This window comes from Flavobacterium flevense (assembly GCF_900142775.1).
Taxonomy (GTDB): Bacteria; Bacteroidota; Bacteroidia; order Flavobacteriales; family Flavobacteriaceae; genus Flavobacterium; species Flavobacterium flevense.
The window spans coordinates 102,497-127,280 of sequence record NZ_FRCC01000008.1 but is presented as its reverse complement, the minus strand read 5'-3'; the positions used below and the strand labels follow the sequence as shown (position 1 = coordinate 127,280).

The following is a 24,784-nucleotide window of genomic DNA, read 5'->3' as shown; positions in this document are numbered from 1 at the left end:
ATAATAGCCTAATGTATTTCTTTTTTATTAGAAAGTCTTTTTTCAAAACTCTTTATTGTTTTTTGTAGCTTCTAACTCCTCTTTCGTAAAATTTTTAAAGTATCCGTAGGTAATTTTTAATCCATCCTGGCGAGAAATTTTTGGACTCCAGTCTAGAAGTTTTCGTGCTTTACTTATATCTGGCTGTCTTTGTTTTGGATCATCCTGTGGTAATGGATGATAAATAATTTTTTGAGAAGTTCCTGTTAACTTTATAATTTCTTCTGCAAAGTCACGAATTGTAATTTCATCAGGATTTCCAATATTTACAGGATCAACACAATCTGACAAAAGGAGTCTATAAATCCCCTCAACTAAATCGTCTACGTAACAAAACGCACGTGTTTGCGAGCCGTCCCCAAAAATAGTTAAATCTTCACCTCGTAACGCTTGTCCAATAAATGCAGGCAATACTCTACCATCATTAAGTCTCATTCTCGGACCATAAGTGTTGAATATTCTTACAATCCTTGTTTCTATTCCATGAAATGTATGATAAGCCATTGTTATTGCTTCTTGAAATCTTTTCGCTTCATCATAAACACTTCTTGGCCCAACTGGATTTACATTCCCCCAATAATCTTCAGTTTGCGGATGTACAGTCGGATCTCCATAAACCTCTGAAGTTGATGCAATCAAAAATCTTGCTTTTTTTTCTTTAGCTAATCCTAATAAATTATGAGTTCCTAACGATCCTACCTTTAAAGTTTGAATTGGAATTTTTAAGTAATCAATTGGGCTTGCTGGTGATGCGAAGTGAAGGATATAATCCAGTTTACCACTTACATGTACAAAATTAGACACATCATGATTGTAAAACTCAAAATTTTCTAATGGAAATAAGTGTTCTATATTTTTCAAATCTCCTGTAATCAGATTATCCATTCCAACTACTCTATATCCTTCTGCAATAAAACGATCACATAAGTGTGACCCCAAAAAACCCGCTGCACCTGTAATTAAAACTCTTTTACTCATTAATTTTTATAATTCTATTAGTTTATTTAATTTTTATCTCCTTTTATTCAGGTACACGATTACATGCTTTTTTACGCCAAGAAACAAATAATAAAGATTGTTCCTTTCTGTCGCATTTATTTCATTACGTACTAGAGAAAAACATTCTCTCCATGTTTTTTTATTTTCCAGGTAATATGAAAACCACACCGCTCCAGCTCCTATTTTAAGTTTCTGCACTTGAGAAGGTGTTAAATTATTTTTTGAAATGTGATTATAAAACATTTTGAACATTTCTATAATCTGTGTTTTCATCTTGATACTACTTCTAATTGTAGTAGCATGTTGCCTAAAATAATTTAGTGGCATTGATACATAAACGAAATCTGTCAGCTCAGTCATATCTAACCAGAATTCCCAATCTGCTACAACTAAATAGCGATCAGATAATCCATTTACTTTTGTAAATAATTCGCGTTTTATTAAAGCTGCACTTAAATTAGGGATAACACATGAAAAGGACAGAAATTCTTTCATTTCTTTTCCTGAGATCAAGCTCTTTTTACTTACAGCATTTTTAAAACTTTTCTCCCTTCCAATAAAATCGTCTGAGAAAGCAATCCCTTTTTCATCTACAAGTTTACTTGTTGAAAAAACTACACCTGCAGAGGGGTTCTTTTCAAATTGCTCCATTAGAACCTCAATCTGATTGGATTCTGCAAAGTCATCACATTGTGCGAATAAAATATATTCACCATTTGCAAAAGAAGCTCCATAATTACTTGCTTTTACATAACTTCCAGAATTTTCAGTTTGGAGTTTTAGGTTTATGTTCGGATAGTGGCTATACTCTTTTAAAATTTCTTGACTTCCATCGGTAGAACAATCGTCTATAATTATGATTTCCAGATTTGGATAAGTTTGACCAACCAAGCTGTCTAATGCTTGTCTTAAATATTCTTTATGATTATAGCTGGTAAAGACAATGCTTACCAAAGCCTTATTTGATTTATCCATTTAACAATCCTTTTTCTTTAAGTTCTCCCAACGATTTTTTATAATCGGCTGTATCTTTTGGAATATCATTTTGATCTAATGCCCAATCTATAAAGCTATGCAATCCTTCTTTAAAATTCCATTTTGGTTCAAAACCCGTAATCTCATTGATTAATTTTAAATCGGCAAAATTATGTCTGATATCTCCTTCTCTAAAAGCTCCTGATATTTTTATTTTAGATTTACTTTTTAAGTAAGTTACTATTTCATTTGCAACTTCAATAACACTTACTGGTACACCACTTCCAACATTTAAAATGTGTTGTCCCTTTTCTTCTAATTTTAAACAACTGATAGTTGCGCTAACAACATCTTGAATGTGAACAAAATCTCTGCTTTCCAAACCATCTTCAAAAATGTTAATTTCTTCATTTTGCAAAGCTAAACGAGTAAAAATTGATAAGATTCCGGTATATGGATTTTTTAATGACTGCCCTGGTCCATAAACATTTTGATATCTCAAAGCATAACCGTTAATATTTTTTAATTTTGCCGCCAAAATTATCATCTGCTCCTGAACCTGTTTTGTAATTCCATAAAAAGAAGATGGATGAATTTTAGAAGATTCGTCGGTTGATTCTAACTTTAAGTTATTTTTACCGGAGATCGGACAACGAACTTCAAAACTTTCTTTTACATTTTGGAATGTTCTCGAATTAGGATAAACAGTCCCATAATCAGGTGAAGTATATTTTCCTTCTCCATATATAGATCGGGATGAAGCTACAATTACAGACTGTAAATTATGAGGTTCATTTATAATATAATCACATAAATCCGCCGTCGCTTGAATATTAACATTAGTGTAGTGTGAAACAGCGTACATTGATTGCCCAGTCCCCGTTTCTGCAGCATAATGAATAACTGCATCTTGTCCTTCTAAAGCTTTATAAAGTAGTTTTTTATCAGATACATCTCCGACAATTAGTCTTACTTTATCTTTAAGGTCATCAGTCAATTCATTCTTGTCTCCATGAATTTGAGGCAGAAAATTATCTAAAATAGTAATTTCATATCCATCATTTAATAAAACTCTGGCAACATTTGAACCTATAAAACCTGCACCTCCCGTAATTAAAACTTTATTTATACTTTTTCCCATTTTTGTAATGTTATATTATATTTTTTTATAATTCTTGCTGGCGAACCTACAGCTACACAATAATCTGGTATATCTTTGGTAACTACCGAATTTGCTCCTATGATGCAATTTCTCCCAATGCTTGCTCCCATCACGCAAACATTTTCACCAATCCATGATCCATCACCTATCTTTACTTTCGACAATTGCCTAATACCCTGATGCATAACAGGAATATTTACATCCTCATATTTATGAAGATTATCAGAAATATACACTTTATCAGCAGTCAGTACATTTTTACCTATAATAATTTCTCCCGTCGCATATATATGATTTAAATGTCCTATGATAGTTCCCTCCCCAATTATCAAATTGCAATTTGATTCATTTGTTAATGGCAGTGCTGCTATCCAGGTCATCTTTTGGATAATTACATTTTTCTGAATAGAAATATTTTCCCTTCCCTCTACCCTCAATAGCTTTTGAACAACGGCAGAGGAAGATAAGAACTTATACTTTTTACTGTTAAAAATATAAAATGTCTTTCTGTATAGATAATTAAATATTCTGTTTGTCATTCTTTAAATATTCTTTGAAACCGTCAATATCCAACATCAAATCTGCATTTTTCTCAAACCATTCGTCAGAAAAGTTCCACCATTCACTTTTTTGTAAAAGGTCTATGGTTTCCTGATCAAACCGATATTTTATATGCTTTGCCGGTACGCCTCCAACGATGGAATAAGGATCTACATCTTTGATAACAACTGCGCCTGATGCCACAACCGCTCCATTTCCAATTTTCACACCATCAAGAATTATTGCTTTTTCTCCAATCCATACATCATTTTGAATAAAAACTTTTTTATAGGTGACTATGTTATCTTTTTTACCAAATACTTTAGGTAGAGGTGCCGATTTTTGAACTAGAACAGGATGTGTTGTAACGTTATTAAGATCATGAATACCTGGAGCAATGGAAACATTACTTGCAATTGAACAAAATTTTCCAATTTCACAATTAAAGATTCGGCTCCCCATTTGTATATAAGAATATGAATCTACCTTTGAATTATAAATATTGTTATTATCAAAAATGACTACTGATTTTCCAAAATTACTCTCTAAAATTTCTGAAGAGGAAGAAAACCTACAAGAAGTATTTTTTAATCTTAGGTCAGCAAGCCTAATTCTTTTGTAAAACTTCGATACAAAATCAATAATAAGTCCTTTAATAAAAACAACTAATATCATAAATCTTTCGTCAAAAAATCAATAAATATTTCTCTTGTTGTTTTATTTTCAGTTTCTTTTGAAGTCTGAAAACTGTATTTATAGTTTTCGTATTTTTTAACGGAAATTTGATCTATTAAATTAATTGCATTGTTATCATCAATGAACTGATAATTACAACCTAAATAGTCTGCAAAATGCAATACATTTCTATGTACCATTTCAATACCCTTCAATATATTTTTAGAAGTAATAAAATGAATTTTTTTACCAAACGCAATAGGATAATTTATTGAGGTACTATCATGGGCAATAACAAAAGTAGACTCTTTTGTTAATTGAACTGTTTGATTAAATACAACTTTTCTACCATTAAAAAAATCTTCTGTTTTATAACACATGGCCTTAGGATGAGCAGCAATTACAACAGGAAGATTAAATTGTTTCTCAACACGATCAAAATAATCGTTTAGCTCAGGATAATAATTTTCAGCTTTAACATTTTTTATATTAAATAAAACGGTATCTGGATGTAATGGTAAATATTCATCTAAAAAAAGAATATAATTATCAGAGTTATTACTTTCTTGATTTTTTAACAATAAATAATTGTCATAATCATCGCTATTGACTTTTATTTGTTCTGCGTCTTTAAGATAATTCAAGTCAATAGCCCCAATACCTTGCCAGCCCAAAGAACCACCTAAAAATACAATATCGTACTTTTTTATTTTTCCATTATTCACTAATTTCTGAAGTTTTTTTAGTTTTAATCTATTCAAAACTGCGGAAGGACTTATCTTATTTAATTTCTGAAAAAAAGATTTAGACGGCGCTAAAGGAAACATATTGCGTCCAAAAACTGCTAACTTACAATTATATTTCGTAAAAAGCTGATATAATTTTTTTATCCTTCCTTCAAACGTCATTATTGATATAAAAAGGACCTTGGCTAAAGCTGGTTCATCTTTTATCGCTTTTTCCAGTTCTCCATATGACTTAAATACTTTTGTTTTTACTAGATTAGATGCATCTTCCATTGCAAAATTGCTCTTAAAAAACATCTGTGTTAAATCCCAATATTCCACTTCCAAGCCGGCATTTTGTACTTCTTCCATATAAAAATCGGTATATATTTTCTTAGTAAGAGGCATATATCGAATATAAATTATTTTATCAAATCTCATTTTTTATAGGTTTAAGCATTTTCAGTGTTTTAGTAAAATAATCTCGTAGGGTTTTAACCGTCAGAATACTAATTCCAAAGGAAATTAAAAGTACTGTAGCAATTATTCCGCAATTAAGCATCATGTTCAATTTATTCTTATCAGTAACATAATAATCATCAAAAATAAATAAGGCAATACAAAGAAATAAAATTGAGGGTATAAATGGTATAATTTGCTTTACGAAAAAATTAATTAAGGAAATTTTTAAAAATGATATGGAATACCAAAGATATACTAAGCCGCTAAAAAAGAATGCTAAGAATTTAAAAAAGGCAAAAGACTTTACTCCAAAAAAATCTAGTGTAAAATAGATTCCTACCCAATAAATTATTGGCATTAATGCACTTACAATATACATTTCTTTTAATCTTTCATTTGCAATCATAAGCATCCCGGCTGGATAACTAAGAAAAGCAAGAATATTACAGGCAATAAGTAATTGAACAATTTTTATTGATTCGACATACTCTAAACCTACCCATGAAATTACAAATGGTCTTGCAAAAATTATGATCGCAATTATTGGAAATACTACTATCGGAAAGGAAATTGAGATTACATGAAGATAAAAATACTTTAATTCATTTGTTTTCTCACTTCCTATAAAGTGATTAAATCGCGCAGAAAATGGGGAGAAAAAAACACCTAAAAGTGATCTGAAAAAACTTAGGATTGTTAAACCAATCGCATAAATAGCAACTTCTTTTGCGCCTAATAATTTACCTATTGCAAAAGAATCCAATTCATAATATAAAATCCATGAAAAAGTTACAAATAAACTTGAAAATGCTAAGTGCTTCGTTTTAAGAAACATTACATTATTAAATTTAAATTTTCTTATCAATTTTTTAAAATCATATCCAAAATTCTTATGCGCGCTAAAAATTGCAAATAAAGAACATGCTAAATTTACAATTTGAACAAACAGAAAATAACCTACTATATCATACTGCTCCAAACCAAAAAAATAAAATACTGAAATAATTTTAAGTATATTCCCAACAATATTTATTTTCTGCAAAATGAAATCTTGTAATCTGATTCCAAATATCATTTGCATCATTCGCTGTAAAATTATGGTCGGTGAAAATAATGCTAATATTAAAAGTAAGTTACGGGCAATACTGATCTGACTTTCTATTTTTATGTCCTTAATAAGTAACTGAGGATTAAAGCTTAAATATAAAAAAACAGATGAAAGTAAGATTAAGAACACCAATAAAACAAAATGTGAAAATCCTACTACTTCTATTTCTTCGTCTATATCCCCCCGTGAAAAACTTTCTGCTGCATATTTCATCCCTGCACCTAAAAAACCAAGATCAGCATAAGATAAAAAAATTGAAATTGAGATACAGACAGTGTAAATTCCGTATGTTGCCTTATCACTGCTTAGAAAAGGAACCACAACAAATAAAGATGCGAAACCTAAAACAATGGATAAAATTTGGTAAAAGTAAATTTTTAAATAATTTTTTGAAAATGATTTTTGCATTTACTTTTATTTAGCAATTTTTTTAATTATTCTTGCAGGACTACCTACAGCCACAACTCCATCAGGTATAGAATTAGTAACTATTGATCCCGCACCAACAACAGAGTTTTTTCCTATCGTAACACCGGGTAATAAGATTGAATTAGCTCCAATCCAACAGCCGTTTTTTAGAATTACGGCTTCATCTGGATAATATCCCTGATCGATAAGAGGAACATTAATTTGATCAAACTTGTGATTATTTATGTATATGTGTACTCCACATCCCATCATAACGTTATCTTCAATTATAATTGATGTGTCTAAACTCTCAGATTCTCCAAATAACATAACCCCAGGTCTAATTACAACCCTATTTCCAATTTTTATTTTAGAGCACCCGACAGCATAAGCACCTGCTCTAAAATCAGCAGTATCGGAAAAATACTTGAATTTCTTTTTGCAAAGAGACAGCATTTGTTTTTTATAGTATAATCTCCAATGAGTAAAAGGATGATCAGGACCAATTCTATCAGCTCCAATATTATACTTTATTTTTTTTATTACATCAATTATTAACATTCCAATTTGCTAAATTTTCACCAGATTCAATTAATTTTAATCTTGCTTTTGGGAGACCATCTCCAATGAAATTAAATAAATTTGCAGTAGCAACAGCACTAACATTTTTATATTTTAATCCATCCATAAAATGAGATTCATTACCAGCACCTCCAGCAATTATAAGAGGTATTTTAATTTTTGATTCGAACTTTTCAATTGTGTCAAAATCGTATCCAAATCCGGTACCATCTTGTTCAATAGAATTTAAATAAATTTCTCCTACTTCAAGTCTCTCCAAATAGTTTAGGTAATCTTCTAAATTAAGATCTATCTTAGTGCCTCCGTCATTAATATATACTTCAAAATTTCCATCGTTTTTCTTATAATCAATTGAAGCTACAATACTTTGTGATCCATATTTTTTCACCAATGCTTCTACTAATTCTGGATTTGTATGTAAGGCTGTATTCAAAACAATCTTATCAGCCCCACTCTTAAAAAGTAATTCTGCATCTTCCACTGATCTAATCCCTCCACCAGCTGCAATTGGAATAAAAACATCGTTTACCAAGTTTTCGATAGTTTTTGCAAAACCTGTAATTGATTTGTTTTGACGAGTTGCATTTAAGACCACTAATTCATCTAAGGAAAAGGCAATATTTTGAAATTTGTAATTTTTCTCAAGCCAATTTAAGTTACCTACTTTCTGCAATCTAAAGTTACGGCTTTGCATAAAAAAACCATCACTATAAATTAATGCGAATATTATTCTTTTTCTTAACATTAGAATTTTTCAATAAAATTTTTCAACAATCTTAAGCCATTTTTTTGGCTAAGTTCAGGATGAAATTGTACACCCACAATATTATTGTATTCAAAACTTGCAATAAAGTCAGAACCATAATGACAGTAAGATTGGTTTATTTCGTTCTCACTAACCATTTTGTAGCTGTGGGTAAAATAAAAGTCCGATTCATTTGGTAATCCAGCATACAGTTTTGATTCGGAATCTGTTTTCAATTGATTAAATCCTACATGAGGAACTTTTAAATCGGTATTATCAAACTTTATACAATGTGCATTCACAAATCCAAGTCCCTCTGTAAAACCATCCTCTGTACTTGAAGTTCCTAAAAGCTGCATTCCCAGACAAATTCCAATTAAAGGTTTATTATTTTCTACTGCTAGTTCTTCGAGATATTTATCGAGATTATTCTCCCTAATTTGAATCATTGCTTTTCTAAATGATCCAACGCCTGGAAGAATTATTTTGTCAGCAATTTTAAGCGTTTCATAATCTGCAGAGACTACAATATTATCAGCACCTAGATAGTTCAAGGCACTGATAATGGATTTTATATTTCCCATGCCGTAATCGGCTATCACAATTTTCATATCGTAAAATCTTCTCCTGGTGTAAATTTAGGTGACCAAATTCCATCTATTTTCTCAAATAAATCTTTGTTTGCATATTTATCTAAAACCGCATCAAATTCTTCTTTAGTCATTTTATAATAATCTAAAAATACATCTATTAAATCATGAGGATAAGCATTATCATACATTTTTACTAAATTCAATGCCTGATCTCTTGTCATTGATCCTCTTCTGATTTCTATACCAGCATCTTGAGTTGCACGCCCAAATCCAAATTTTAAATACATCAAATAAGCATGTAAAGTATATAATGCCTGATCATTTTGTGAAAAGTTAGTAAAAGTATCTACACTTCCTTCTTCTTTTTCAATTAATCCACAATGTTCTTTTGCTACAACATAATTTCTATAAGAATCCCAAGCTTCAAAATAAGACCAATGTGTAAAAGAAAGTCCAATTTTTGAAACTTCTTCATCAGTAGGAAATTTAAAAAAAGCTAAATCAGCTTCAGAAATATCACCATCTGCTCTAATTCTATCAAAAACTATTTGATGTCCTCCTTCTAAATATATCTTTTTCATATATTCGATATCATAAAGGGGATTATTTTTACTCTCTGTAGAACCACCATACTCAACTTCACCATCTTCACCATAAAACATTAATGGTATCTTAAAATTAGCCGCAGTTTTTATACAAGCAGTCATAATAGCAATTAACCATCCATAATAAGGAAATCCTTTTTCGATAAAACCGTACTTATTAAGTCTGTCTAACACAACTGGATTGGGAGAAATATGAATATGATCATATCCTGATTGGATAAAATTAAAAAGATTTTGATCTCCAATTGGTAACGATAAAGCAGGACGCACTGTAACCGCCAGAGGATTCATACCATATTTATGCTTTAACATATATGCAACATATGAACCGTCTTTACCACCACTTACAGGTACAATACAATCAAAATTTCCGTTTGTAGACTTATATTTAATAATTAATTCATCCAGTTGTTTTTGTCTTTGTGACCAATCTATTTGTTTTTTTTCTTCCATCCACTGACAAGCATTACACCATCCCCTATCATCAAACGAAATTCTAGGTCTAGTAGACATATTTAAACAATTCTTACACCAAGTTATTTTCTTTTCGCTCATTACACTATTTATTTTTTATATACTTTAATTTATATTAAATGGCTGTCCAGCCTCCATCGACAATTAAGTTCTGCCCTGTGATATATTGTGAATCATCAGATAGTAAAAAAGCAACTGTAGGAGCAATATCTTCAGGGGTTCCCAATCTTCTCATTGGTACTTTCTTACAATAATTATTGACAAAAATTTCGTTTTGATTATCAAAAATTCCACCCGGAGAAACAGCATTTACCCTAACTTGCTGTGGTCCAAAGTAAGATGCCACATATCTTGTAAAATTCACCAATGCTCCCTTTATAGCTGAATAAGCTGCCGGCATAGTCATCGTAGTTCCTTCATAAACACCGAAGTCGGGCCCAACAACTCCATAAATAGAGGACATATTAATGATACTTCCCGTTTTTTGACTAGCCATTTTTGAAGCAACTTTCTGTGTTAAATAAAAATAACTATTCAGTTGCCAATCAACATTTTGCTTCCAAGATTCAAAAACAATATCTTCAAATTTATTTCCCCAGTCTTTTGTCCTAGGATAAGCATTGTTTACAAGCCCATCAATTTTTTTATATTTCTTTAAGACTATTTCTAATGCAGTATCGATTGATTCAGTATCAGTTATATCACAATAAACATTTGACAAATCTTCGTTTGTATCGTGATTAATTTCAAAATTAATACAAAAGGCACCTTCAGAAATTAATCTGCTAATAATTGCTTTACCTAAAAGACCATTTCCTCCTGTTATAACAATTATCTTATTTTTTAATCTATTATTCATCTTTCAATACAATTTTTAATATTTCAACAGATTCTCTAAGAGAATTCATTGGTGCTATATTTTCTTTTAAACAATTTATAAAATAATCTAGCTGATAATTGTATGTATTTCTTATGTCAAAATTTGGAGTCTCAAAAATAATTTCATCATTATTATCAACAATTTTACTGTTAATTAAATCAACTTCTAGAATCTCATTATCAAAAACTACTTCAATTACTCTTTTTGCTTTCTTTCTATAATAATTTAGAACAATGTTCGCTGTAAATGTACTATACTCTAATATATAGTTAGCATAATCAATGGCATTAATCTGCAAACTTGAAACATTTCTTAAAGTAGAATTAGTTTGATTTGGTGTCCCAAACAACCAATTAACATAGTCTAATTCATGGAATAAATCTAAATGTACACCACCGCCCATCGATGCATTTGCGCTGTATACTTTTCTAAAATCTACGTTAGGCCTCCAATCTGGTAAATATGAGCCACAATAAACATTTACTTCATTAATTTTTAAATACTCATCACTTAATTTATTTTTTAAATATCCAATACAAGGATGAAATCTTAAATTACAAGCAACATAAGTAATAAGTCGTTTACTCTCAATTAACTTAATTAATTCACCAATATCTTTTAAATTATGCACTGCAGGTTTTTCAATAAATAAAGGAATATTTAGTTTTGCTAATTTTTCAATAAACTCAAAATGCAAATGAGTGGGATTTGAGATTATAGCAAAATCAAAAGAAATTTCTAAATTATCAAGATTATAAATATTTTCAATTTTTTTTTCGATTTCTGAATTTATATTTGATCTTAATGCGTATATATTAATATCTAAACTTAAACTTTGTAAAGCATAGATATGTTTTCTAGCAATTGAACCTAGTCCTATGATCAGTATGTTCATATTTTAAAATCAAGTTTATTGTTTTGAAGAAGATATTCCATAAATAGAAAATCAACAGGATGATCTAAGTCAAAACATATATGATTCATTTCATAAATTAAAGATCTGTCTGTAATTGCACTTTTTATATTTCTATCAAAAAAAGATCTCCTGTACCAATAAAATGATGCGTTTAAATCGTAGACTTTTGGTGCAGATTGACGAGTCATAACACTTCCGTCAGGATTGGTTTTTACTAATGAATAAAAACCTTCACCGTTTCTCTCAACCATGTTAAAATACGGACTTCTAGCAGCTGGGTTTACAGAAAATAAATTTAAGGCTTCAGGATTTTCAAGAATAAGACTTAAAGAGTTTTCAATGTCTTCGAGAGTTCGTAAAGGTGAAGTAACATCAAGATCTAAAATAAAATCATACTTATCACCAGCTATCGATTCTTCATAAAGCAACAAATCTTTTATAGTATCTATTTTCCCTGCAGTATCTGTCGCTAAATAATCTGGCCGAATATAATTAGTATTTAAACCAAAAAACTCAGCTTTTTGTTTTATAGCTTGATCATCTGTTGATAAAGCTACTTTTATATCAAATTTCTCTTTTATTTTTTTTGTTAGATCAATCGAATATCCTATCAATGACTTACCATTTATATCTTTTATATTTTTACCTGGTATCCCTTTAGACCCTCCTCTGGCACAAATAGTTATTAATATTTTCATTTTAAAATTTTATGTTATGAATATCTATGTGAGCTTTTTCAAAATCCTCATGTTTACCAACATCTAACCAATAACCAGAAAAAGGAAATGAAATAACTTTTAGATTTTTGCTAATTAATTCTTCCATCAAATCAGTTGCATTAAAAAATGCTTCTTTTGGAATGAAATTTAACATTGGCTTTTTAATCAGATATATCCCGCCATTTGAGTAATAAGTATATGTTGGCTTTTCTTTAAAACTTTTTACTTCACCTTTATTTGTTTCTAAAACTGCGTATGGAATATTAACCTGATATGGAATTGTTAAAACAGCTAAATCAGCATCTTGTCTTATAAATTCAAGAAAAAATTGTTCATAATCTATATTAGTCAACAAATCAGAATTAGTAACAAGAATATAATCATGTTCAAAATTCTTAATTTGTGAAACAGCTCCAATAGTCCCTAAAGGTTCATTTTCCCAAACATATTCAATTTTTACATTTTTGTTTTCACCTTTTCCAAAATGTTGTTCAATTTGTTCGCCAAGATATTTTACAGACACCCAAAAATCATCAATTCCAAATAAAGCTAATCGATCAAGATTATGTTCCATTATTGGTTTATCTCCAACTTTTAAAAGGGGTTTTGGAACTGTATCCGTTAATGGTTGCAGTCTTTGTCCTCTTCCTCCAGCCATAATAACAGCATCAATTGGTAAATATGACCGGATTTTCCTAAAATTTATAACATTTAAAACTTTGCGATTTTCATCAACAACTGGTACAATTCTAAAATCACCTTCGCGATATTCTATAACTTTTTCAAGATTATTTTCACCTTTGACAATATATCTTGGATTATCTTGAATAATCTCATCAACATTACATTCTATTGTAAATCCTTTTAGCAAACCTCTTCTAACATCTCCATCTGTTAATGCTCCTATTAATTTATCTTCATTATCAACAACAAAAAGTATCGCATCTTGTGACAGTTCATTGAACTGAAGTAAAGCCTGCTTTATTTTACTTCCTGAAAGAATTAAGTGGTCTTTATAAATTCTCATGTGAATTGTTTAATAATTTTAATTATATTATCTGCTGCATCCAATTTAAAATAAATGTTCTCTCCAGTATACGCTTTAAATTCAATTGCTTTTTTAACAGAAGAAACAATTGCTTTTTCTTCAAATTCACAATTTATAACATTTTTACTTTGCACCCTACCTTTTTGCCTGTCCCCCACATTAACAACATATTTACAAAAAGATGCAGCTTCCAAAATTCCGCTGGAAGTATTCCCAATCAAAATTTTAGCATAATGCATCGCGGAGAAATAATTAAGCTTTCCAAAATTTTCAATTAACAAAAAATGGTTTGATTTTTCATTTTTCAATTTTTCTATGGCTTCTCTATAAACAGATCCCTGTGTATCGGCATTGGGCATAGTAATAATTACAAATATCTTTTCTGAAATTGTCATCAATGCATTTTTCATCTCTAGTGCATATTGACCATTCTCATGCACCGACATCGTCTCTGGATGAAAAGTCACTAGAGCGAATTCTTCATTAGGTATATTAAATTTTTCAAAGAAGACCTCTCTTTTTATTGGAGTAAAAGATTTAATATCATTTAAACTCAAAGAACCAACGTCAAAAACACCCTCTGATGAACCGATTAAATCAACTACTTTGTTCTTAAAAATATCCGTAGCTGTAAAATGCAACTTTGAAGCTAATGTAATCTGATGACGGTACACATTGTCTATTGCCCCCAATGTAGTTTCTCCTCCGTGTATGTGCGCAAATTTTATCCCAAAAGGAATTCCTGACTGTACAGCAGCACTCATTTCAAAACGATCACCCAAACAAAAAACTAAATCATAAGTGTTTTTTGACCAAAAATCAGCAAATTTCAAAACTGTTAAACCATAGGAAGAACTGATGGATTCTTCGTCGTCATTTGAAATTAAAGAAGAAATTTTATGAATACAATTATATCCTTCTTTTTCAATATCACTAAAGGTATAACCATGACTTCGGGACATATGTGTACCAAATGCAATAATCTCCAATTTAAAAAAACTATCTTTTTTAATTTTTTGAAGCAAAGGAAGATATATTCCGTAGTCTGCTCTTGAACTTGTTAAAACGCCTAATTTCATTAAATATCGGATGCTAAAAGTGTATCAAATTCATTTTTATCAACCAGAAGAGCTTTACCAATAATATTTTCCCACTCCATCGGAGAAACTCCATTTCCGGGTCTCAATGAAATAATATCGTTCTCAGTTAAAACTGATCCTTTAGGCAAGTTTTTATTAAGATGAATACTTTTCCTTGCAATTAAAATATTTTTAGTTTCACTTTCACTTGGAATTTTAACTCCACTCCCACTAATTGCAGATTCTATATTCCTAATGGCTTTAACCATCGCTTTTAACTCTTCAGGTTCTAGTGATGCCAAATGATCAGGACCAGGCAAAGACCTGTCTAAAGTAAAATGTTTTTCTATTATTTTAGCTCCCAAAGCTACCGCAGCAATAGGAACCTCTATTCCCAATGTATGATCTGAGTATCCAATTTCTACATCGAAAATATCTTTTATATTTAACATCGCTTTCAGATTAACATCTTTCATTGGAGTTGGATATTCCGTATTGCAATGCAAAATTGAAATTTGCTCTTTTTTTAATCCAAATTTAATTAAAACCTCTAAAGCATTTTTTACTTCAATTTCAGAACACATGCCAGTAGACATGATAACTGGCTTTCCAAATAAAGCAATTTCTCTTAAATAGGGATAGTTTGTTATTTCTCCACTTGGAATTTTAAAAAACGACAATCCTAAATCATTTAAATATTTTACACCCTCTACGTCAAATGCTGTTGAAAAAAAATTAATTTTTTTTTTCTCACAGTATGACATTAATTCTAAATGATTCTCATGGCTTAATTCTAAATTTTTAAGCATATTATATTGAGAATCATCATTATCACCTATGTTAGCCGTTTGATAATCTGCTTTTTTAGCAGACTTACTAACTAAACTATCTGCCTTAAACGTTTGAAATTTCACATAGTCAACACCTGCATCAACTGCCGCATCAATTAATTGCTTAGCTATATTAATATCACCATTATGGTTTACTCCAGCTTCCGCTATTATTATTACTCTATTCATAGTTATATTATTCTCCCTGGATTACCAACAACTTTCTTTCCATCAGGGACATTCGCTATAATAACAGATCCTGCACCTATAACAACATCTTTGCCTATAGTGACTCCTTGTTTTATTACAGCATTTGCTCCAACAAAACTTCTTTCCCCAATCGTAACATTTCCAGCTAAAACTGCTCCCGGTGCAATATGAACAGCATCTTGTAAAATACATTCATGTTCAATGATACAACCGCTATTCAAAATTACATTTTTACCAACTTTGACAAGAGCATTAATAATTACATTTTTATTAATAAAAGTACCCGATCCAATTAAAACATTTTTAGAAATAACAGCTGTCTTATCTATAATAGTTTCAACTATTTTTCCATTCTCTTCAATTAAATTTGCAACACTTTGTCTTATTTTATTGTCTCCAATCCCAAGTGCAAAAGGGATTTCACTGAACCATCCGATAAAATCTGTTTCTTTTTCGAATCCTAAATATATTAAGTTATAAGGATCTAAATTTGCTTTTTGCCTATCTGAATATCCCGCAATACTATACCCACTATCCAAAATAGTATCGGCAACCACATATGCATGCCCAGAATAGCCTACAAGAATTATTTCTTTATCTGACACTGCTTGGTATATTAACTATTCTTTCCTCTAAAAACATTGCATTCTTTTGTCCATCTTTTTGACAATGAGAATACATTGGTAAGCGAAACATTAATTGCCATATTGGTCGTGTCATTACTCCATTTTCATTTGTAGATTTTAAAAATAAATCCCGCTCAGCTTTATTTTCTAATTCTACACACATCAACCAATAATTAGCTTTAGTATCCGGGGTTTCAGTTCTAAATTTTATACCGTTAGTATCAAAAAAAGATTCATATTCTTTTGCCAATTTTCTTTTATTTTCAAGAAAAACATTTAGTTGTTCTAATTGTGCACAAGCTAGAGCAGCATTCAAATTTGGCATTCTAAAATTATACCCCATCTCATCATGTACATATTCATAGGGATGTGGAATTTTTGCAGTAGTAGTTAAATACTTTCCTTTCTCTCCTAGCTTAAAGTCATTCGTAACAATAGCTCCTCCTCCTCCGCATGTAACAATCTTGTTTCCATTGAATGAAAAAGCTCCTAACTTACCAAAACTTCCTGTTGGTTTTCCTTTGTACTCGCTTCCTAAAGACTCAGCGGCATCTTCTAGAACTGGAATTTTCCATGCGTTACAAACAGCAATTAATTCGTCCAGATGAACAGGAAATCCAAAAGTATGCATAGGTAAGCAAGCACTTATCTTTTTTTGTGTTTTTTTATTGTAACAACCATCTTCACGTAATTCTCCAAATTCTTCCAAAAAAACCGAAACGGCTTTTGGCGATAATCCCATTGTATCGAGATCAACATCTAAAAATACAGGAGTTGCATTTTGATAAGCAATAGCATTTGCTGTAGCTACAAAAGTTAGCGCTTGGGTTAATACCTCATCACCAGCCTTAACTCCAATTAAGCGCAAAGCAACCTGAATTGAAGCAGTGCCATTTACTACCGCGACAGCTTTTTGTGTCTGGGTGATATTTTGCATTGTTACCTCAAATTGGTCTACAAAAGCACCAACAGAGGAGACAAAAGTGGAATCTATGGTTTCTAATAAATATTTTTTCTCATTACCTCCAAAATGCGGAACATGCAATGGTATAAAATTTTCAGTTTTATATTGCTGCTTTATAAAAGATATAGCTGAATTAATAGCACTCATAATTACATTTTTGAATCTAAATATTTGCCTGTTTCCTTATGTCCAAAATTAGGAATCATAGTATGAAACATATCTACAATTTCTTCTTTTACCCACTTTTTATCAGCTTTCATTTTATTAATTTTAACAGTAAATTCTTCTAATTTAATTTCATCAAAGTTAGCCTCATTTTTAATAACACCAAAATTCTCAAAACGTTGCATATCTAAAATTTCGCTATCGGTAAAAAATTCTTCAAAATCTTTTTCTCCTGTAGTATCGCTTTCTGTAAATAAACAAGGCCATTTTTTTTGCTTTATTAACTCTTCAACATTATCTCTTGCTTCAGCTTCAGTTTTGCACAAATAGGGCTCGTAACCAATTTCATTTAAATATTTAACCGCTATATCAGCAAAAGAAATCAAATGTAAATTTTCGCTTAACTTCGGAAAGAAAACATCTCTGTTCTCTCCAAAAATACAGGACATTAAACAAAGCTCACCTGATTCTTTAGGTGTAACAAAATATCTTTTAATATCATTTGGTGCTACTATAGGTTGTTTTTTCAAAATCCTTTGATTAAAACCATGCAACAAAGAACCATCAGAAAAAGCTACATTAGCAAAACGAGCCGTGGAAATTTTGATATCTAAACTTTTTCGCATCAAATACATTTCCATGATTCGCTTAGAAGCTCCCATCATATTTACAGGATTAGCTGCTTTATCAGTTGAAACACAAAAATATTTCTTTGTTCTCTTGTCTATAGATTGTTGCAGTGTCTTTTCGGTATTAAAAACATTCACATCAATCATTCGCATCAAAGTGAACGGATCTTTCTCACTTCTAACATGTTTTAATGCGGATAAATTTAAAACATAATCAAATTGACCATCAGCATTAATAAATGCATCATATTCCACAGAACCAATATCTAATGCGAAAGTTTGAAAATCACCATCAATATAGCCATATGAACTTCTTAAATCTCTTACTAATTCTACCATATTGTTTTCACTAATATCAACAACATGTAACTTTTTAGGATTTCTTTTGAATAATTCTTTAGTAACAGCCTGACCTATAGATCCGGCGCCACCTATTACAAGAAAACTTGACGATTGGATAATAGTAATTAATTCCATTTCATAAACAGCAATATCATTTTCAAATATTTCTGCATCTCGTCCAATTAGTTTAAGAATATTCATTTTATAATTCTAAAAATATTAATAATTTCACAAAATATAGTTGATAGCTATATCACAACGATAACTCTTTCAAAAACCGTTTTACTATTAATCCCAGTACTGTTAAAAACCCAGCCAAAAACCCACCTAAAACTATTCCTTTAGCCTTACCAAATCTTTCTTTAGCCAAGGGTAAAATAGGCCGATCAATCACCTGAATTAAAGGCGTTTCTTTACGAAGACTTACTTTAGCCAGTTCTGTTTGCTTAACCAATTCAGATAAAATAGCTGTATTAGCCTGTACGTCAACCTGTCTTCTTGCCGATGGAGCACGACGTACATTCAAAGCCGGATTCAAATTAAAAGTATTATCATTAGCCACCGCTACGCCTGTAATGGCTCCATTTAATTCCCTACGGACAGAATCGGTTTGTCTTTCTAAAATCAGCATGTTTTCTCTGGCCTTTTTGCTTTTGGTCTCCACATAAAAATCAGATACTTCATCTACCAGAGCTTCACAAAAATATTTTGAAAACAATTCATTTTGAGAGGAAACATCAATACTGATAATAGAGATTTTTTTATCTTTTTGAGCTACGGACAAAGAGGACTTAGATAAAATAGAATACATTGTCCCCATTATACTATCCTGAACCCGAGTGAATTTTTGTCGATTGGCATTAGGCAAAAAATCTAATTTTGCAAGATTTGTATTTTTCTTCCACGATTTACGCCATTCATTATTTTGAATATACATCTCTGCTAATGAAATAGTCTTTCCATCTACTACTACAGGACTTAGTAAGGTTTTCTCCACCATTGATCGGGATTTGAACAACTCAATCAAATTAGATGCTGAAAAAGCACCACCGCCACTGCCTCCTAAATCCAGCCCAAAGGAACTGGCCAAACTACCAATACCTCCACCGGATTTTTCATCTTCTAATGCAAAAGATAAAGTAGCGGTATAAATAGGTTTTTTAATAAATGAATAAGTAAGACCCAAAGCAGCACCTATAATGCCAGCCAATACAATCACTTTCCATTTCGAAAGCAGGTATTGATACCATTCTTTTCCCTTTTCTATTAATTCTTTAAGAGATATTTCGTCGTTTGGATATTTTTCATTCATATTTTCCATCCTCTATATTCTATTCTCTATATTCTATTCTCTATATTCTATTCTCTATTCTCTATTCTCTATTCTCTGTTTTACGTTCATAAGTATCCCTTTTTATAACAGATAACTCACAACCCACAACTGACAACATTATTTAAAAGCCGTAATAATCAATAATGCTAAACTGGTAATCACACTTCCAAAACCAACTACCTCCCCAGCACTTAATTTTTTACGTTCCGGTTTTTCAGGTACTATAATTTGAGAATCAGGTAATACTTTAGGATAGGATCTGAAAAACAGGAAAGAACCGGTAACATCTGCTTTTCCGTTAGGATAGATAATGTAGGCTTTCTTTTTCCAGCCTTTAGCATCTACACCACCTACTGAACTTAAATAGTATTTAAATGATTTGCCTTTTCGATACGGAATTTCAGAGTTCAGCAACACATTTCCGGAAACTCTTACACCTTCATTAAATTCAGCCACTTCAATCTGATCTCCGGGAAATAAGGTCACATTAGAATAATGTTTTGGGTCTTTTTCAATTTTGTTCCAATCTACCGGTATCGTAGCATACTTCAATTGATTCTTTAATTTTTCATTGGAATTCACAGCACTTGAATCTGAAAGAGGTAAATTTAAATCAATACTTTTTAATTGTTCTACCTGCTCTGCTTTAAGGGGTCTTTTGATTTTGACACCATGAGTATTCGCAATATCCTTCAATCCTCCGGCACGGGAAACAATATTATAAATCGTTTCTTTTTTATTTTCTAAAACATAACTACCCGGATAAACCACTGCTCCGCTAATGCTTACCATTTGCGGTTTTTCATAAACAGCTACTCTCCTGATGCTAATCACATCAAAAGGCATTAAAGCATAGTTTTTAAGCTGTTCATTATTCTCAGGAGTCAACTCTAAATTAATCAGTTCGATGCGGTTGGGATTGCTATCATCAATAGTATCTGACTTCACCATTCTTGCTATTTCGACACGTTTAGAGGCTGAACCTGTTAAGCCACCTGCCTGTACCAGCAAATCGTTTAGAGTTAAATTATCTAAATACGTATACTCACCGGGATTTTTCACTTCACCGGCTATCGTAATATTGTATTCTTCTCTGAAATCCAAAACAGAATATACAGTCACAATATCTTCTCTTTGTAATAAAATATCAGCATTTGAATCTCCTGAAAGTGCCGCTGCTAAATTGGCATTTATAATTTCGGTACTCAAATCACTTTTTAAACGAACAATACGTGCTCTTTGTGTATAAGCATCTTCTTTTAAACCTTCCGCTTTAGCTACCAAATCAGAAATTCGCATTCCTTCGTAAAAAGAATAAGTATTGGGTCTAAAAACTGCTCCTTCAATAGTGATACGGTTTTCAAAACGATTTAATATTTTAGAAACATGAAACACATCACCTGACTGCGGAAGATAGCTGTTGAATTCACTTTTAAGAATATCACGAACTTTAAATTCCTTATTGGTTTTTTGGGTTACACTGACTGATGCTGTATAAGCTATTTCATTGAAACCGGAAGCAAAGCTAACTAAGTCAGAAAAAGTTTCCCCTTTTTTCATTTCAAAAATACCGGGACGCTTAACCTCTCCCGTTATAGTAACACGTTGACTATAGGCAGGAATACGTATCACATCATTGTCTTTTAAACTAACATTATCAGACTGATCCCCTTTGACCAAAAACCTGTAAATATCAATATTTTTATATACTTTATTGTTTCTAATTAATTCAATATTTCTATAACTTCCATTTCTCCCCGGTCCTCCTGCTAAATGCAGTGCATTATACACAGTACCTAAAGAAGAAATAGAATAATTCCCCGGTTGTTTTCCTCCTACTACGGTGATTTTAATGGTACGAATACGACCTAAACTCACACTAACCTGTGATTGTCCGGAACCTACCGTACTATAAACTCTTGCAATAGCAGCTTTTATTTTTTGAGTAGCTGCTTCGATGGTCATTCCTGACACCGCAATTTGTCCTACATATTGAATAGTAATTTTTCCTTCAACACTTACAGGAATACTTTCATTGTATTCTTGCACGCCATACACACTAACTTGTAACTCATCTCCGGGACCTAAGATGTAATTCATGGGAGTAGCTAATTTTAAATCGGGTTCAAAATTCAATGTTGGATTATCAAACAATTCCGATCCAAAAATCAATGCATTTACAGAATCTTTCACTTTTGTATTAGTGATTTTATCTTGTGTTCTTCCAATTTTTTGAAGCTGCGGCTTAGTATCGGAACTTCCTCCACTTATTGTTGGGTTTGCCAAGCGGGCACGTAATTTTGAAAATTCGGCAGCAGACATACCTTTGGCCAAAGCCATTGGCTCAGCCTGATCTAAAGTCATATTATTCGATTGCAGCTGTGCTTTGATTTTGGACAAATCAGCTTCAGTTAAATTATCCACTTTCAAAGTACTTAAATCTGCACTTTTCAATAAATCCTGAGCAAATCCGGTTGAAAATTGTAAAAAAGTGACTAATAATAAAATGAATGTATATCTTTTTTTCATGTCTCGTTTATTGTTAAACTGTATTTTTTATTCTAACAGCTCCGGTTTTTTTATTTCCAATTCATTATACAAATCCTTCACATCCTGAGAATATTCTTTTTGCAACACCAGATTCGCATTATCCGTAGCAATTAAGATGGTGTTTTTCATACCAATAAAAGCCGTATAATTCTGTGTTCCAATGGTCATATTACCGTTTTCATCCACCGCATGTCCTTTAGAAACCAAATAATCATAAACCGATTCAAACGATCCTAAATCAGACCATAAAAACTGGGAAGGAACTACCTTAATTTTTTTACTTCTTTCCATTACCGCATAATCAATACTAATAGAAGGAATAGCAAGAGATAATTCTAAATCCAGTTTTCCATCGGTATTATTTTCCCATGCAATTTTAGATTTCTTATACACTTTGGGTTTGAAGTTTTTTAATTCATCCAGAAAAACACTGGCTTTAAAACAAAACATCCCGCTGTTCCATAAGAAGTTTTTCTTCGCTATAAAAGATTTTGCCGTTTCTAGGTTTGGTTTTTCTCTGAATGAAAGTACATTTTCTCCTTTATACTCTATATAACCGTATCCTGTTTCCGGCTTAGTAGGAACAATTCCAAAAGTTACTATGTAACCATTAGCTGCTTTTGCAATTGCATCAGCTACAGCCTGATCATATAAATCTTTCTTTTCAATAATATGATCCATTGGAGTAACAATCAAAATGGCTTCCGGGTCAGCTGCAAAAGCTGCAAAAGCAATAGCCGCAGCAGTATTTCGGGGCGTTGACTCCACAATATCCAGATAAGGAATATTATTTTTTTCTAAAATATGCCTGCTCAAATGACAGTTATCCACATTTCCTACCACGATAACCTGATCTGCAATTTCACGGTTACGGTCTACTGTTAATTCAAATAATGATTTTCCTTCAAAAATCTCTAAATATTGTTTGGGTCTGCTTTTTCTGGATAAAGGCCACAAACGACTTCCAACCCCTCCGGTAAGAATTACGTGTATGATTGTATGTTTCTTTTCCATAATTTAATTCCTTGTTCGATTCTCAATTTTCGATGGACAATAACCGATTAATCACAGTCTGCCATCTACGCAATCACCCAAAACACCTTTTACATCATAAATGACACTTGTTGCTTTCTGGAATTTTGACAAATCCATAGTCAGGAAATCAGCATGTGCAACTCCTAAAACCACGGCATCAAATTTTTGTCCTTCAACATCCCGAAACGTCGGGACAGGATGACAAATCAATTCGTATTCTTTTTTTACTTCAGTAGGGTTAGCCAAAGGATCAAACAGGGTAACGGTTATTCCGTACTCTTTTAATGCCTTAATAACATCTACTATTTTAGTATTGCGTACATCAGGACAATTTTCTTTAAAAGTGATCCCAAGCATCAACAGCTCAGCTCCACTAACAGAAATTCCTTTTTTAATCATCAGTTTCACCACCTGTGAAGCCACATATTCGCCCATACTGTCATTTAAACGTCGTCCTGCCAAAATTATTTCAGGATGATATCCTAATTCCTGCGCTTTTTGAGCTAAATAATAAGGATCTACCCCAATACAATGTCCTCCCACCAAACCTGGTTTGAAGGGTAAAAAATTCCATTTGGTTCCCGCAGCTTCCAGAACAGACTGAGTATCAATATCCATCAGATTGAATATTTTAGCCAGTTCATTTACAAAAGCGATATTAATGTCACGCTGGGAATTCTCAATTACTTTAGCGGCTTCGGCTATTTTTATTGAGGGAGCCAAATAGGTTCCGGCTGTAATTACGGATTGGTATAACTGATTTACTTTTTGTGCTGTTTCAGGAGTAGAACCGGCAGTAACTTTCAAAATTTTATCAACGGTATGTTCTTTATCACCCGGATTAATTCGCTCAGGCGAATAACCTGCAAAAAAATCACTATTGAATTTCAATCCTGATATTCGTTCTAAAACAGGAACACATTCCTCCTCAGTAACTCCAGGATAAACAGTAGATTCATAGATGACGATATCGCCTTTTTTCAAAACTTTAGCCACCGTTTCACTTGCCTTATACAAAGGTGTTAAATCAGGACGGCTGTTTTTATCTACCGGTGTAGGAACGGTTACAATATAATAATTGCAAGATGCTATATCATTTATATCAGAAGTGCAATACAAACCAGTTTCCTCCGATTTTTTATTCACTAATACTGAATTCAGGGTAGTGGAATCAATCTCTAAAGTTACATCAACTCCTGATTGTAACTGCCCCACTCTGGATTCGTTAATATCAAAGCCTACAACAGCAAATTTTGTAGCAAATAAGCGAGCCAAAGGCAAGCCTACATAACCAAGACCGATAATTGCTATTTTAGAATCAGAATTCATTAATTTACTCTTGTATTAACTACTTTCATTGTTTTTC

The 24,784-nt window shown here is 31.7% G+C and carries 24 protein-coding genes; all 24 read right to left on the bottom strand.

Features of this window, described 5'->3' with window-relative positions; translation table 11 throughout:
• Positions 1 to 42: 42 nt before the first annotated feature.
• Entirely contained in the window at positions 43 to 1,017 is a 975-nt protein-coding gene (locus BUB89_RS13805; RefSeq protein WP_073246012.1) for a UDP-glucuronic acid decarboxylase family protein, read from the bottom strand.
• Positions 1,018 to 1,050: 33 nt separating this feature from the next.
• The gene (locus tag BUB89_RS13800; RefSeq protein WP_073246010.1) at positions 1,051 to 2,013 is read right to left on the bottom strand and encodes a glycosyltransferase; all 963 of its coding nucleotides are present in this window, start codon (positions 2,011 to 2,013) and stop codon (positions 1,051 to 1,053) included.
• Positions 2,006 to 3,154: an NAD-dependent epimerase/dehydratase family protein gene (locus BUB89_RS13795; protein ID WP_073246009.1), complete on the bottom strand. Its 1,149-nt coding sequence runs from the start codon at positions 3,152 to 3,154 to the stop codon at positions 2,006 to 2,008. Before BUB89_RS13795 ends, BUB89_RS13800 begins: the two co-directional genes overlap by 8 nt.
• A complete protein-coding gene (locus BUB89_RS13790; RefSeq protein ID WP_073246007.1) occupies positions 3,139 to 3,714 on the bottom strand; it encodes an acyltransferase in 576 nt (191 codons plus the stop codon). Before BUB89_RS13790 ends, BUB89_RS13795 begins: the two co-directional genes overlap by 16 nt.
• Positions 3,695 to 4,390, bottom strand: a complete 696-nt coding sequence (locus BUB89_RS13785; protein WP_083552801.1) for a CatB-related O-acetyltransferase — start codon at positions 4,388 to 4,390, stop codon at positions 3,695 to 3,697. The genes BUB89_RS13790 and BUB89_RS13785 overlap by 20 nt, the downstream gene beginning before the upstream one ends.
• The gene (locus tag BUB89_RS13780) at positions 4,387 to 5,556 is read right to left on the bottom strand and encodes a hypothetical protein (RefSeq protein WP_141384564.1); all 1,170 of its coding nucleotides are present in this window, start codon (positions 5,554 to 5,556) and stop codon (positions 4,387 to 4,389) included. The genes BUB89_RS13785 and BUB89_RS13780 overlap by 4 nt, the downstream gene beginning before the upstream one ends.
• Complete coding sequence (locus BUB89_RS13775; RefSeq protein ID WP_083552798.1) at positions 5,546 to 7,093, bottom strand: lipopolysaccharide biosynthesis protein; 1,548 nt, start codon at positions 7,091 to 7,093, stop codon at positions 5,546 to 5,548. Before BUB89_RS13775 ends, BUB89_RS13780 begins: the two co-directional genes overlap by 11 nt.
• 6 nt (positions 7,094 to 7,099) lie before the next feature.
• Positions 7,100 to 7,654 carry an acyltransferase gene (locus BUB89_RS18350; RefSeq protein ID WP_073246003.1) on the bottom strand — a complete coding sequence of 185 codons (555 nt, stop codon included), beginning with the start codon at positions 7,652 to 7,654 and terminating at the stop codon, positions 7,100 to 7,102.
• Entirely contained in the window at positions 7,641 to 8,420 is a 780-nt protein-coding gene (locus BUB89_RS13765) for a HisA/HisF-related TIM barrel protein (protein ID WP_073246001.1), read from the bottom strand. The genes BUB89_RS18350 and BUB89_RS13765 overlap by 14 nt, the downstream gene beginning before the upstream one ends.
• A complete protein-coding gene (hisH, locus tag BUB89_RS13760) occupies positions 8,420 to 9,031 on the bottom strand; it encodes an imidazole glycerol phosphate synthase subunit HisH (protein ID WP_073245999.1) in 612 nt (203 codons plus the stop codon). Before hisH ends, BUB89_RS13765 begins: the two co-directional genes overlap by 1 nt.
• On the bottom strand, positions 9,028 to 10,173 hold the full coding sequence (locus BUB89_RS13755) for an N-acetyl sugar amidotransferase (RefSeq protein ID WP_073245997.1): 1,146 nt from the start codon (positions 10,171 to 10,173) through the stop codon (positions 9,028 to 9,030). The genes hisH and BUB89_RS13755 overlap by 4 nt, the downstream gene beginning before the upstream one ends.
• Before the next feature lie 34 nt (positions 10,174 to 10,207).
• Positions 10,208 to 10,951 carry an oxidoreductase gene (locus tag BUB89_RS13750; protein WP_073245995.1) on the bottom strand — a complete coding sequence of 248 codons (744 nt, stop codon included), beginning with the start codon at positions 10,949 to 10,951 and terminating at the stop codon, positions 10,208 to 10,210.
• On the bottom strand, positions 10,944 to 11,867 hold the full coding sequence (locus tag BUB89_RS13745) for a Gfo/Idh/MocA family protein (protein ID WP_073245993.1): 924 nt from the start codon (positions 11,865 to 11,867) through the stop codon (positions 10,944 to 10,946). The genes BUB89_RS13750 and BUB89_RS13745 overlap by 8 nt, the downstream gene beginning before the upstream one ends.
• Entirely contained in the window at positions 11,864 to 12,586 is a 723-nt protein-coding gene (locus tag BUB89_RS13740) for an acylneuraminate cytidylyltransferase family protein (RefSeq protein WP_073245991.1), read from the bottom strand. The genes BUB89_RS13745 and BUB89_RS13740 overlap by 4 nt, the downstream gene beginning before the upstream one ends.
• A gap of 1 nt (position 12,587) precedes the next feature.
• The gene (locus tag BUB89_RS13735; protein ID WP_073245989.1) at positions 12,588 to 13,634 is read right to left on the bottom strand and encodes a nucleotidyltransferase family protein; all 1,047 of its coding nucleotides are present in this window, start codon (positions 13,632 to 13,634) and stop codon (positions 12,588 to 12,590) included.
• Positions 13,631 to 14,734 (bottom strand): UDP-N-acetylglucosamine 2-epimerase, encoded by a 1,104-nt coding sequence (neuC, locus tag BUB89_RS13730; protein WP_073245987.1) that lies wholly within the window; start codon positions 14,732 to 14,734, stop codon positions 13,631 to 13,633. Before neuC ends, BUB89_RS13735 begins: the two co-directional genes overlap by 4 nt.
• Entirely contained in the window at positions 14,734 to 15,753 is a 1,020-nt protein-coding gene (gene neuB, locus BUB89_RS13725) for an N-acetylneuraminate synthase (RefSeq protein ID WP_073245985.1), read from the bottom strand. Before neuB ends, neuC begins: the two co-directional genes overlap by 1 nt.
• Before the next feature lie 2 nt (positions 15,754 to 15,755).
• Complete coding sequence (locus BUB89_RS13720) at positions 15,756 to 16,379, bottom strand: acetyltransferase (protein WP_073245984.1); 624 nt, start codon at positions 16,377 to 16,379, stop codon at positions 15,756 to 15,758.
• Positions 16,369 to 17,511 carry a LegC family aminotransferase gene (locus BUB89_RS13715; RefSeq protein ID WP_073245982.1) on the bottom strand — a complete coding sequence of 381 codons (1,143 nt, stop codon included), beginning with the start codon at positions 17,509 to 17,511 and terminating at the stop codon, positions 16,369 to 16,371. Before BUB89_RS13715 ends, BUB89_RS13720 begins: the two co-directional genes overlap by 11 nt.
• Positions 17,512 to 17,513: 2 nt before the next feature.
• Positions 17,514 to 18,701, bottom strand: coding sequence for a UDP-N-acetylglucosamine 4,6-dehydratase (locus BUB89_RS13710; protein ID WP_073245980.1), 1,188 nt, complete (start codon positions 18,699 to 18,701; stop codon positions 17,514 to 17,516).
• Between the two features lie 52 nt (positions 18,702 to 18,753).
• A complete protein-coding gene (locus BUB89_RS13705) occupies positions 18,754 to 19,821 on the bottom strand; it encodes a Wzz/FepE/Etk N-terminal domain-containing protein (protein ID WP_073245978.1) in 1,068 nt (355 codons plus the stop codon).
• 129 nt (positions 19,822 to 19,950) lie between these two features.
• Positions 19,951 to 22,362, bottom strand: a complete 2,412-nt coding sequence (locus BUB89_RS13700; RefSeq protein ID WP_073245976.1) for a polysaccharide biosynthesis/export family protein — start codon at positions 22,360 to 22,362, stop codon at positions 19,951 to 19,953.
• 27 nt (positions 22,363 to 22,389) lie between these two features.
• Positions 22,390 to 23,397 carry a mannose-1-phosphate guanylyltransferase gene (locus tag BUB89_RS13695; RefSeq protein ID WP_073245974.1) on the bottom strand — a complete coding sequence of 336 codons (1,008 nt, stop codon included), beginning with the start codon at positions 23,395 to 23,397 and terminating at the stop codon, positions 22,390 to 22,392.
• A 51-nt stretch (positions 23,398 to 23,448) separates the two neighbouring features.
• A complete protein-coding gene (locus BUB89_RS13690; RefSeq protein ID WP_073245972.1) occupies positions 23,449 to 24,747 on the bottom strand; it encodes a nucleotide sugar dehydrogenase in 1,299 nt (432 codons plus the stop codon).
• Positions 24,748 to 24,784: the final 37 nt, after the last annotated feature.

Coding starts and splice junctions, on each gene's coding strand:
- BUB89_RS13805 (WP_073246012.1), bottom strand. CDS start 1,017: ATGAGTAAAAGAGTTTTAATTACAGGTGCAGCGGGTTTTTTGGGGTCA.
- BUB89_RS13800 (WP_073246010.1), bottom strand. CDS start 2,013: ATGGATAAATCAAATAAGGCTTTGGTAAGCATTGTCTTTACCAGCTAT.
- BUB89_RS13795 (WP_073246009.1), bottom strand. CDS start 3,154: ATGGGAAAAAGTATAAATAAAGTTTTAATTACGGGAGGTGCAGGTTTT.
- BUB89_RS13790 (WP_073246007.1), bottom strand. CDS start 3,714: ATGACAAACAGAATATTTAATTATCTATACAGAAAGACATTTTATATT.
- BUB89_RS13785 (WP_083552801.1), bottom strand. CDS start 4,390: ATGATATTAGTTGTTTTTATTAAAGGACTTATTATTGATTTTGTATCG.
- BUB89_RS13780 (WP_141384564.1), bottom strand. CDS start 5,556: ATGAGATTTGATAAAATAATTTATATTCGATATATGCCTCTTACTAAG.
- BUB89_RS13775 (WP_083552798.1), bottom strand. CDS start 7,093: ATGCAAAAATCATTTTCAAAAAATTATTTAAAAATTTACTTTTACCAA.
- BUB89_RS18350 (WP_073246003.1), bottom strand. CDS start 7,654: ATGTTAATAATTGATGTAATAAAAAAAATAAAGTATAATATTGGAGCT.
- BUB89_RS13765 (WP_073246001.1), bottom strand. CDS start 8,420: ATGTTAAGAAAAAGAATAATATTCGCATTAATTTATAGTGATGGTTTT.
- hisH (WP_073245999.1), bottom strand. CDS start 9,031: ATGAAAATTGTGATAGCCGATTACGGCATGGGAAATATAAAATCCATT.
- BUB89_RS13755 (WP_073245997.1), bottom strand. CDS start 10,173: ATGAGCGAAAAGAAAATAACTTGGTGTAAGAATTGTTTAAATATGTCT.
- BUB89_RS13750 (WP_073245995.1), bottom strand. CDS start 10,951: ATGAATAATAGATTAAAAAATAAGATAATTGTTATAACAGGAGGAAAT.
- BUB89_RS13745 (WP_073245993.1), bottom strand. CDS start 11,867: ATGAACATACTGATCATAGGACTAGGTTCAATTGCTAGAAAACATATC.
- BUB89_RS13740 (WP_073245991.1), bottom strand. CDS start 12,586: ATGAAAATATTAATAACTATTTGTGCCAGAGGAGGGTCTAAAGGGATA.
- BUB89_RS13735 (WP_073245989.1), bottom strand. CDS start 13,634: ATGAGAATTTATAAAGACCACTTAATTCTTTCAGGAAGTAAAATAAAG.
- neuC (WP_073245987.1), bottom strand. CDS start 14,734: ATGAAATTAGGCGTTTTAACAAGTTCAAGAGCAGACTACGGAATATAT.
- neuB (WP_073245985.1), bottom strand. CDS start 15,753: ATGAATAGAGTAATAATAATAGCGGAAGCTGGAGTAAACCATAATGGT.
- BUB89_RS13715 (WP_073245982.1), bottom strand. CDS start 17,511: ATGAGTGCTATTAATTCAGCTATATCTTTTATAAAGCAGCAATATAAA.
- BUB89_RS13710 (WP_073245980.1), bottom strand. CDS start 18,701: ATGAATATTCTTAAACTAATTGGACGAGATGCAGAAATATTTGAAAAT.
- BUB89_RS13705 (WP_073245978.1), bottom strand. CDS start 19,821: ATGGAAAATATGAATGAAAAATATCCAAACGACGAAATATCTCTTAAA.
- BUB89_RS13700 (WP_073245976.1), bottom strand. CDS start 22,362: ATGAAAAAAAGATATACATTCATTTTATTATTAGTCACTTTTTTACAA.
- BUB89_RS13695 (WP_073245974.1), bottom strand. CDS start 23,397: ATGGAAAAGAAACATACAATCATACACGTAATTCTTACCGGAGGGGTT.
- BUB89_RS13690 (WP_073245972.1), bottom strand. CDS start 24,747: ATGAATTCTGATTCTAAAATAGCAATTATCGGTCTTGGTTATGTAGGC.